The 8793-nt window shown below is 41.7% G+C and carries 11 protein-coding genes; 3 read left to right on the top strand and 8 right to left on the bottom strand.

Annotation, left to right across the window (positions count from 1 at the left end; all coding sequences use genetic code 11):
• Positions 1 to 243: 243 nt before the first annotated feature.
• The 3 genes from jag to rnpA are packed head-to-tail and all read right to left on the bottom strand — an operon-like array spanning position 244 to position 2377.
• Complete coding sequence (gene jag / locus E4T82_RS04560; protein ID WP_135181684.1) at positions 244 to 1203, bottom strand: RNA-binding cell elongation regulator Jag/EloR; 960 nt, start codon at positions 1201 to 1203, stop codon at positions 244 to 246.
• 18 nt (positions 1204 to 1221) lie between these two features.
• Positions 1222 to 2034 carry a membrane protein insertase YidC gene (locus tag E4T82_RS04555; RefSeq protein WP_135181683.1) on the bottom strand — a complete coding sequence of 271 codons (813 nt, stop codon included), beginning with the start codon at positions 2032 to 2034 and terminating at the stop codon, positions 1222 to 1224.
• Positions 2018 to 2377: a ribonuclease P protein component gene (gene rnpA, locus E4T82_RS04550; RefSeq protein ID WP_135181682.1), complete on the bottom strand. Its 360-nt coding sequence runs from the start codon at positions 2375 to 2377 to the stop codon at positions 2018 to 2020. The genes E4T82_RS04555 and rnpA overlap by 17 nt, the downstream gene beginning before the upstream one ends.
• Positions 2378 to 2554: 177 nt before the next feature.
• On the opposite strand from rnpA, the gene E4T82_RS04545 reads away from it, so the two are divergent.
• Positions 2555 to 3733: a DUF5105 domain-containing protein gene (locus E4T82_RS04545; protein ID WP_135181681.1), complete on the top strand. Its 1179-nt coding sequence runs from the start codon at positions 2555 to 2557 to the stop codon at positions 3731 to 3733.
• Positions 3734 to 4026: 293 nt separating this feature from the next.
• The gene (locus E4T82_RS04540) at positions 4027 to 4533 is read left to right on the top strand and encodes an NUDIX hydrolase (RefSeq protein ID WP_135181680.1); all 507 of its coding nucleotides are present in this window, start codon (positions 4027 to 4029) and stop codon (positions 4531 to 4533) included.
• Here the strand turns inward: E4T82_RS04540 and E4T82_RS04535 are convergent.
• Entirely contained in the window at positions 4519 to 4821 is a 303-nt protein-coding gene (locus tag E4T82_RS04535; RefSeq protein WP_135181679.1) for a hypothetical protein, read from the bottom strand. The two genes, E4T82_RS04540 and E4T82_RS04535, sit on opposite strands and share 15 nt — an antisense overlap.
• Positions 4822 to 4892: 71 nt before the next feature.
• Between E4T82_RS04535 and E4T82_RS04530 the strand changes: the two genes are divergently transcribed.
• Positions 4893 to 5258, top strand: a complete 366-nt coding sequence (locus tag E4T82_RS04530; RefSeq protein ID WP_135181678.1) for a MerR family transcriptional regulator — start codon at positions 4893 to 4895, stop codon at positions 5256 to 5258.
• Positions 5259 to 5280: 22 nt separating this feature from the next.
• Here the strand turns inward: E4T82_RS04530 and gltX are convergent, their stop codons facing one another.
• From gltX to E4T82_RS04510, 4 genes are all read right to left on the bottom strand, one after another.
• Positions 5281 to 6741 carry a glutamate--tRNA ligase gene (gene gltX, locus E4T82_RS04525; RefSeq protein WP_135181677.1) on the bottom strand — a complete coding sequence of 487 codons (1461 nt, stop codon included), beginning with the start codon at positions 6739 to 6741 and terminating at the stop codon, positions 5281 to 5283.
• A gap of 89 nt (positions 6742 to 6830) precedes the next feature.
• Positions 6831 to 7514 carry a LiaF transmembrane domain-containing protein gene (locus E4T82_RS04520; protein ID WP_135181676.1) on the bottom strand — a complete coding sequence of 228 codons (684 nt, stop codon included), beginning with the start codon at positions 7512 to 7514 and terminating at the stop codon, positions 6831 to 6833.
• Positions 7515 to 7518: 4 nt separating this feature from the next.
• Complete coding sequence (locus tag E4T82_RS04515) at positions 7519 to 7965, bottom strand: LytTR family DNA-binding domain-containing protein (RefSeq protein WP_135181675.1); 447 nt, start codon at positions 7963 to 7965, stop codon at positions 7519 to 7521.
• 174 nt (positions 7966 to 8139) lie between these two features.
• Positions 8140 to 8766, bottom strand: a complete 627-nt coding sequence (locus E4T82_RS04510) for a ribonuclease P (protein WP_135181674.1) — start codon at positions 8764 to 8766, stop codon at positions 8140 to 8142.
• Positions 8767 to 8793: the final 27 nt, after the last annotated feature.

Here is an 8793-nt window from a genome sequence, read left to right as displayed (position 1 = left end):
CTATGTTGTTTGACATCTGCCCTGTGTCCTTTCACTAATTTTAAGCAACGAAAAAAGAGAACCTATTCAGTTCTCTTCGATTATATATTTAAGTTTTTCGGATTTCCCAAAACTCTAGACACTTACTGGTTGGTCAAGTCTTTAAATTTCAACAATTTACCTATTTGCATGAAAAAGCGAGAGAAAAAATGGAAATTTTCAAGAAAAGACCAGAGAAAACTTCTCTGATCGATCTATCCATTTTTAATCATGTTTTCCTTCAATGTCCACCACCACATAACGGTTTGGCTCGCTACCTTCTGAATAGCTGGTCAAGCCGTCCATTTTGGAAATGATGCGGTGAATAATCTTACGTTCGCTACTAGACATTGGATCTGTATGGTAGGCTTCTTGTTCCTCCAACACCCGCTCAGCTAGCTTTTGCGCATATCCTTGCAAGACTTCTGCCCGATGTTCTACATAGTCATTGACATTGATCGTAATATAGAAATTACGCTCGTAACGATTGTAGAGGAAGTTTTGCGCCAAAAGTTGCAAGGACTTCAAGACTTTTCCATGGTAGCCAATCACACGACCTGGCTCATCAGTATCCACTTGGAGATTAATCGTACGGCGATTGTGGGTTGTTTCGATACGGGCTTCCACATCCATATCATCTAAGATTTCTTGGATATAGGCAGAAACTTCTGCTACCACTTGGTCAATGTCATATTGTTGCTCAATCTTGATATCTAAGTCATCAAACGATTCAGCTTTAGCTGCTTCGAACTCTGCTCCTGCTACGATATCTTCGTCTTTAAGAATCTCGATGCGACCTGTCTCAGCAAGAATGGTCTTCGCATCCTTCTTGTTTTTCAAGATTTTAGCCTTTACTGTATCTTCTAAATGCTGACCCGTTTTTTCAAATTCTTTGACTGCTGCAACCACTTTCCCAAGGTCAATTGTTGCTTCCGAAACACTTTTAACTGGCTCATTTAGCTCATTGACCTCACTTGGAACACCACGAACAGCCTTTTGATTAGCCTTAACAACCGTGGTTTCATCAATAACATCAATGTCGACTTGAGCAGGCTTTTTCCCAAATCCTAAAAATCCTTTTTTTTCACGTGCAAGTACGGTGATATGTGCTCTCTTACGAGGAATGTTTAATTCTGCTAATCCATTCTGGATTGCTTCTTCTACTGTTGCTCCTGTAAATTTCATCTTTTATCTCCTAATATCCTATTTCTTTTTCCGAGCCTTTTTCTGAGCTTTTCTGATTTTAGCTTGACGCTCCCGCTCCGCTGCAACTTTGGCTTCTCGTTCCGCAATGATTTTAAAGGGATTGTTCAAGGCCAAGATTTGGAAGACCTGATAGGCATTTGATACTGTCCAATACAGAGTGACCCCACTTGCCGCTGTTAGGGCAAACATCAAGATCATCAGTGGCATCGCAACCATCATGACGGTCATAGCACCATTGCGCTCTGGCGCAGCCTTATTGCTCAACCACAGACTCAAGAATGTCAACACAGTGGCTAGAACAGGCAAGATATAATAAGGATCGGTCTCCCCAAGATTTAACCAAAGGAACTGTCCAACCCGCAAGTCTGGCACCCTTGTAAGCGCCTGATAAAGAGCCAACAAAATCGGCATTTGGACAAAGACTGGAATCATGGACGCTGACATTTTGACATCATTGTCCTTGTAGAGCTTCCGCGTTGCTTCCGCGAGAAGCTGCCTACTCTCCAAATCTTTTCCTGAATACTGCTCTTGCAAAGCCCTCAATTGAGGCTGCAATTCCTGCATTTTCCGAGACGAGGTCATCTGCAATTGGAAAAGTGGCAAGAGGAGCGTGCGGACTAAGATAGTAAAGAGAATAATCCCCACTCCCAACTGTCCATTGATAGACAACAATTTGATGATACTTGCGAACCAATAAATCAATCGTTCCCAAGCATCTGTCGATTGGCTAGTCACATCTCCCCTGCCACAAGCCGTCAGTAAAAGCAGGGATAAAGTGAGCAAACTAGCCCATTTAACTTTCTTTTTCAAGAGACACACCTTCCTGGTATAGTTTAGCTAATTTTAAAACATGCAGAAGATTTTGCTTGATTTCTTGATAGGATAACTCCTCGACCCCTTTACGAGCAATGACTACAAAATCATCTGTTGCTAGATAAGGAGCGCATTCCATCAGAACATGCCGAATTTTACGTTTTATTCTATTGCGCGTCACTGCATTTCCCAATTTTTTACTGACAGATAAACCAACTCGGAAATGCGTTTGCTCCTTAGCCAATCGATAAATCACAAACTTCCGGTTGGCTACATTTTTGCCCTGTGTAAAAATATCGTTAAAATCACGTTCACGCTTCACACGATACGTTTTCTTCAAAATCTAACTCCATCTTTCAAAGTTACTACTATTATACCATATTTTTCAAAAAAGCCAATAAACTGCTTAGTTATGCGGGTCAGCGTATGAAAAAAACCACAATATTTTCGGTTTTGGATTGACGAATGATGAGAAATATAATAAAATATGAGTAGAAAAGTAAAGGAGCTTTTATAGATGAAAAAGATTTTTACCTATGTTTCACTAGCCGTAGCTGCATCTGTGTTAGTAGCCTGTGGTTCAGGTTCTAAAAAGGTTGCAGATGGCGATTCTGCTGGTAATGGTGACGTCGAGGTTCGAGTAAAAGACGGAATGTATGTCCTTCCGCCTGATGCGGCTGCAGATGGTAACTACCTAGCTTTGAATCTTGAAATAAAAAATACAAGCACTAAAAAATTAGATATTGCAAAAACGAATGTGACTCTTTATAATTCTGATGATGAAAAAACAGAGTCATTAGACGTTTACGACTCAAACAATAAGTTTAAAACCCTTGGCTTTGAAAGTCTATCTGAGGGAAAAACGACAACAGGCTATGTGGTCTTTGAAGTGGATTCTAAAGATGAAAGCTATGAGCTACACTACTCCCCTCTCTATCTAGAAAAGAAAGATGCTAAGGATGTGAAAATCAAAATCGATCCATCTAAATATCCTGATGAGAAAGAAAAGGTTGTTGAACTCGCTAAGGAATATATTACTAGTGTATTTTTAAATGGTGAAGCAACAGGTGGAGCTACCAATGTCGACGCTAAGTCAGTAAATCCAGAGATTGTTCCTCTAGCTTCTTCTGATAAAAAAGAGAAGGAAGACGAAAAAGATTCGGACTCAAGTTCTGATAAAAAGTCAGAGTCTGGCTTCACGTTAGCAAATGATGTGGAAAAAGATCGAAATGACTTTACAAAAACCTTTATGGATAAGTTTGGTAGTGAGTTTAATAACTACCAGCCATCCGAGGCGGAACTCCGTACCTTTGTAGAAGCTTATATCCAGGCAAATGCAAAACGCGCCAAGATTACGTACACAGTAAAAGAATTTTTACCAGATAGCGCAGTAGTCTACGTTCGTCCTGAGACGATTGGATTAAAGAATGTGAAAAGCTATGAACTTGTTTCTAAGTTTGCTAAAGAGCATTTGAATGACTATAATAGCTATGGGGACGCCGTTAAAGCCGCTGAAAAATATCTATTGGAACAAATTCCAAGTAAATTAGATTCAACTCCTTTAGTGACAGACGATTTGAGCGATCGCAATGGTCTCCGATTAAAATTGACCAACAAAAAAGGCAAATGGACAGTGGATACTTCAGATTATGAATACGATAGCATTGCCCAAGCTTTCCGAGGTGGATTATATTAAGTCATTGTACATCAACGAAAGTTACTAAAGATAAGTAGTATAGAAAGATTTGTTTCCTGTATTAACTAGAAAACAAATCTTTTCATTTTTTGTTGCATTCTCCTGCCTATTTTGGAAACAGCCATTAAATCAGTCTATCTAAGACAACATCTGTATCTTGTATATCAATGATAGAGTAGGGAATCATCACATAGTCCGAGAAACACCCGATAGAAGAAATCGTAGATGACTCATTCTGAAACAATGTAAACAACACTATATCTTGTCTTAACGACACACGAAAGGAGATCACCTTGACAGAATATTGGAATGCTTACTTAGAAACTGGGGAGAAGATAGACATCATTTTAGAGCGGGACAAGTCTATTCCAAAAGGCATTTATCACTTGGTCGTTGAATGTATCATTACTCACAAGGACGGAAGCGTTCTGTTCATGCAGCGAGACAGCACGAAACCCGCCTTTCCCAACTATTTTGAAGCAACAGCAGGTGGCTCTGTACTGCTTGATGAAGACCCTAAAACAGCGTCTCTTCGTGAAGTACATGAGGAAACTGGCATCCAGCTAAAAGCGAGTCAGCTCATTCATCACCACCACTTTGTTGCGCACAAACACCAATGTATCTTCGACCTCTATTGGGCAGAAGTCAACTGCAAGAAGGACAGTATTATCCTCCAAGAAGGAGAAACAACCGATTTCATCTGGGTGGCACGCAAAGATCTACCTACATTTCTAGAACATGCCCTCGTCATTCCACGACAAAAAGAGTATGTCGAGCGGTTGTTTTTAGAAAAAGAATAATCCAAAAACAAGAAGCAAGCTAATGATGCCATGAACGAGAAAATGAGACAGATGAACCTGCCCAAAGACGAATTTTCCCCCCAAGGGACGAATCACCCAAGCAAGAAAAAGACTAGCAAGCAACAATCCTTGACAGGTAGCCTTGTCGCCACTCCCTAGAACAGCTAACAGCGCTAGTAACATTGGCAAAGCATACACAATCCGCCAAACCGTAGAAAGCTGATTTTTCATGGATAGAGCCATCACAAATGGCAAAGAAACATACAAACCGATGAACATTTGAAACATATCTTCCTCCTTTTTTGCCATTAAATCATGAGGGACTAAGTCCCTGTCAAGCATTTTTGAAAGGAACAGCAATGAAAACTGGACAAATCACCCAAACCTACCATATCAGCCGAGACACACTTCGTTTTTATATCACGAAAGGTTTGCTTGCCCCAACGATTTTCCAAGGCCACTACAAGTGGAGCAAAGAAGATTGCAAGGACTTGGAAAATATTCTCCACTTAAGAGAGCTAGGACTGTCTATCAAAGCCATTAAACGTATGAAAGAAGTGCACGATACCATGTGCGGTACAAGAGAACAATGGCTAGAAAACCGCCAAGTCTTGCAAGATGAAATCGCAGAGCGCAAAGCTCACATCCAGCAACTAGAACAACAAATTCAAAACATGACCGAGTTGCTAAAACAGCTAAACGAGAAAATAGCAGAAAAAGCCTAGGAAAATCCTTAGCTTTTTCATTTTATTTCTCAATTTCTTTCAACATGTTATCCAAGTGTTGAATAGATTTTTCACGGCCTAGCAGATAGATGGTATCTGGCAATTCTGGTCCGTGCATCTCACCTGAAACCGCGATACGAATCGGCATGAAGAGATTTTTCCCTTTGATACCTGTTTCTTTCTGAACCGCCTTGATTTGCGGGAAGATGTTTTCAGACTTGAAGTCCTCTTCTGTCATCGCTTCTAGTTTTTCCTTGAAAGCAGTAAGGACAGTTGGCACGGTCTCTCCTGCCATGACTTCTTGTTCAGCCTCTGTTAAGGCCGGGAAATCTTCAAAAAAGAGGCCTGTCAAGGGTACGATTTCATCGACTGCTTTCATTTGTGGTTTGTAAAGTTCCACTAATTTTTCAGCCTTTTCTGTCAAACGACCTGCTGCTTCCAAGAATGATTTTGCCAGTTCAAAAACCCTTGCAAAATCAGCATTTTTGATGTACTCATTGCTCATCCAGTCTAGCTTTTTCTGGTCAAAAGCTGCCGGTGATTTGCTGAGACGTTGTTCATCAAATAGGTTAATCAATTCCTCACGAGAGAAAATCTCATGCTCCCCACCAGGGTTCCAACCAAGAAGAGCGATAAAGTTAAAGACTGCTTCTGGCAGATAGCCTTTTTTACGGTAATCTTCGATAAACTGGAGCGTGTTAGTGTCACGTTTTGATAATTTCTTGCCCGTTTCAGAGTTGACAATCAAGGTCATGTGACCGAACTCTGGTGCTTCCCAACCTAGGGCTTCATAGACCATGAGTTGTTTTGGCGTATTTGCGATGTGGTCGTCTCCTCGGATGACATGGGAGATTTCCATCAAGTGGTCATCGATGACCACGGCAAAGTTATAAGTTGGGTAGCCATCTTTTTTCTGAATGACCCAGTCGCCACCGATATTGCCACCTTCAAACTCAATCTCACCTTTAACCATGTCATTCCACTTGTAGACACCTGTTTCATTTACAGCCAGACGAACCGTTGGGATAATTCCCGCTGCCTCACGTTCTGCAACATAGGCTGCTTTTTCCTCGTCTGACATGCCAAGGTACTCATTGATGTAGCGCGGTGTTTCACCAGCTGCTTCTTGGCGCTCACGCTCAGCCGCTAATTCTTCCTCGGTCACATAAGACTTGTAAGCCAAACCTTTCTCCAAGAGCTCATTGACATACTGTTGGTAAATTTCAAGACGCTCTGACTGGCGGTATTGTTCATGGGTTTCTGGACTTTCGTCCCAATCAATCCCTAACCAACGCAAGTTTTCCATTTGCGAACGCTCACCATCTTCAACATGACGTTTGCGGTCTGTATCTTCAATCCGAATCAAAAACGTTCCGCCATGATGACGAGCGTAAAGGTAGTTAAAGAGCGCTGTTCGCGCGTTTCCGATGTGTAATAATCCAGTTGGACTTGGTGCGTAACGCACGCGAATGGATTTTGTCATTTCATACTCTCCTTGTCAACATTCAATAGTCTTATTATAGCACATCTCCCTCACTTTGAGCTAAAAAATCAGCCACAAGGGCTGATTTCTTATAAGCTGATAATTTCAAGGGTCGAAAATGCCAAATCAGCTTCGACTAAGAGTTTCTTGTCAAATACGGTTGGAGGAGTCCCCTGCTGAATACTGCTAAAGGCCTTATCTGCCTTGACCTGTACCAGCCACGTATCTGGCACATAGAGGCGAACGGTTGAAAATGCTGCATCAACGACAAAGGTTGCCTCCTCACCAGCCATAACGGCATTGTCAAAGTAAATCGTCGCACTACCAAAAGCGACATCAATCGTGTCACGTACAAAATTTGTGTCGTGAATGTAACGGGTCGAGCTACCAAAGGCTATGCTGTCTTCATCTTCGACCATAGCTTCTTTTCCACTACTTACGACAGACTTGAAATCTCCAAAAAAGCGAATACTCCCCCGCTTGGGCTTAAAGAGAATGTGGCAACCCAGACAGGCCAAGATGGCTCCGACAATAACCGTTTTTGGATCAACCGCTAAAAAATGATACTGCTTGTTCAGCAAGATAAACAGCCAAGCTCCAAAAAAGAAACTATCGTACAATCTTCTCCTCACTAGACCGTTCACCAAGCCTACTGTCAACACGACAAGCCAGACCATTTTCCAAATGGAAACATCAAACCGTGGCAAATAATTTTGAAACAAGATCAAGCCTGATAAGATTAACAAGCCAATTCCTAATACATACTTTTTCATCGCACTACCTCAACTCCTGCAATCTTTCTTTTAATAACTGATAATAATGACGTGACACATGGACCACCTTGTGCGTGTCCGCAAAGCGAATCCGACTGGTCCCTGAAAATGATTTATCGAGTGAATACACTAATTTGACATTGGCAATGCTGGACTTGGAAATCCTGCAAAAGGTGATCGGTAGGACTTCTTCTAGCTCATAGAGCTTTAACTTGACCTCGTAGGCATCTGTCCTTGAATGCGCAAAAATCTTCGCACCATCTGTCTCGAAAAATAAAATATCCTCTAATTTAACGAAATACTCGCTCGCATCCTTGTAAAAGACCAAGGAGGGCTGATTCATCTTGGACAACAGTTGTTGCAACTGGTCAACTTGATCCGTTAAACGAGCTGTCTTGATGACCACTTCCACATCATCGAGGCCGTCATCTAGCTCAATCCGTATTTTCATAGCTCCCTCCTTGTTTTGCTATACCTCATTATAGCAAGATTTGACACAAAGGCAAGACCATTTCAGTAACTGGTCGATTTTGAAAGGTAAGTGGTAGAAATCCGCACGAATACGCTATCCAACTAAAAATGAAGAAAAATCATATACGATTTTTCTTCATTCTTTCTTATCATGTTATTTTGTTGCTTGGTAATAAGGCTGTAGCGTTTCAAAAGCCGATTCTAGCTGAGCTAGGACAGTTTCCACACTATCTGCCTGAGTCAAATCAACATCTATCTTGACCAAGACCTTCCGAATCTGATCTTGTGCCAGCTGTTCAAGAAGAACCTGACGATTTTCTTCTGTAGCTTCTATCCGCTCACTTTCTCCATTTGCCTGTACCAAGTAATAGACAGAATCTGCCACTGCAACCTGTAAGACTTGATTTTGCTTGACGAGACTTGCCTCATCCTTTTTACGTTCGATAAAGCTCACCTCTACCGACATGCCATAGGCTGCTTGATGACCATACAAGCGCAGGGCAAACATGGGCTCGCTAACCCTACCCTCTCCCTGAAGATAGGTCCAAAAATGAGGACGCGCATACTGAGCCTGATTCATCCACTGGCTCGGGCGGTGCATGTCAAGATTGGGATGAGACGCATGGAAGGCTTGGACTAACTGTTGAAATTCCTTACGCGCAGCCTGCGCCACTTGTTTCATCTCACGCATGCTCTCTTCCAATTCTCCCGCCTTTTCAGGCGCGATATATTTGTCCCCATGATATGGAAGAAAAGCTGCTATCGCGGGAAATAAGATCATAGAAATTCCTTTTTACTGCATGTTATT

This window comes from Streptococcus cuniculi, assembly GCF_004570575.1.
GTDB lineage: Bacteria > Bacillota > Bacilli > Lactobacillales > Streptococcaceae > Streptococcus > Streptococcus cuniculi_A.
The sequence above is the reverse complement of the archived record's forward strand: the minus strand, read 5'-3'. Positions and strand labels throughout refer to the sequence as shown.